The sequence below is a fragment of the Streptomyces aureus genome, assembly GCF_000725495.1.
In the GTDB taxonomy this organism is placed as follows: Bacteria; Actinomycetota; Actinomycetes; order Streptomycetales; family Streptomycetaceae; genus Streptomyces; species Streptomyces aureus_B.
Genome location: NZ_JNZD01000072.1, coordinates 1 through 955 on the forward strand (window position 1 = coordinate 1; position 955 = coordinate 955).

At 68.8% G+C, this 955-nt stretch carries 1 protein-coding gene; it reads left to right on the plus strand.

Going from position 1 to position 955, the window contains the following annotated elements:
- Window position 1: 1 nt before the first annotated feature.
- Window positions 2-955, plus strand: a 954-nt coding sequence (locus IO36_RS36000) for an RNA-guided endonuclease InsQ/TnpB family protein (protein ID WP_245173607.1), incomplete at its 3' end; no start/stop codon positions are given.

Below are 955 nucleotides of genomic sequence, written 5' to 3' on the forward strand. Positions count from 1 at the left end.
TCTGCGGTATTCCTTCCGGCTCGAGCCGATGCCGGGTCAGCGCATCGCGCTGGCCCGTACGTTCGGCTGTGCCCGGGTGGTCTACAACGATGCGCTGGCCGTGAGGAAGGCCGCGTACCTGGCGGACAGGTCGAAGATCGCGACAGGTGTGCTGGCGAAGCGGGTGATCACGGAGGCGAAGAAGACGCCCGAGCGGGCCTGGCTCGCCGAGGTGTCGGTGGACGCGCTGCAGTCCTCTCTTCGTGATCTCGATGCGGCGTACGCGAACTTCTTCGCGTCGGTGTCGGGGAAGCGGCCAGGGCGCCGTATGGGGCTTCCGGTGTTCAAGTCGAAGAAGGACAACCGGCAGGCCGTTCGTTTCTCCAGGAACGGGTTCCGGCTGCGGGACAACGGCCGGTTGAACCTCGCGAAGATCGGGGACGTCCGGGTCCGCTGGTCCCGGGAGCTGCCGTCGGCCCCGTCGTCTGTGACGGTGGTCAAGGACGCTTCGGGCCGGTACTTCGCGAGCTTCGTGGTGGACGTCGGGCCCGCAACGCTGCCGCCCGTGGATGCCGAGGTCGGCATTGATCTGGGGCTGACGCGGTACGCCGTTCTGTCCACCGGGCAGGTCATCGACAACCCTCGCTTCCTGCGGCGCGCCGAGCGTCGGCTGGCGAAGGCGCAGCAGGCGCTGTGCCGGAAGGCGAAGGGGTCGAAGAACCGGGCCAAGGCCCGGCTGAAGGTCGCCCGTGCCCACGCCCGGGTGGCCGACGCGCGCAGGGACTGGTGCCACCAGAACGCTTCGAGGCTGGTCCGCGACAACCAAGCGGTCTATCTCGAAGACCTGGCGGTCTCCGGCCTCGCCCGCACTCGTCTCGCCAAGTCTGTGCACGATGCTGCGTGGGGCATGTTCCGCCGCGTGCTGGAGGAGAAGGCGGCCCGCTACGGCCGGCATGTCGGCATCGTCTCCCGCTGG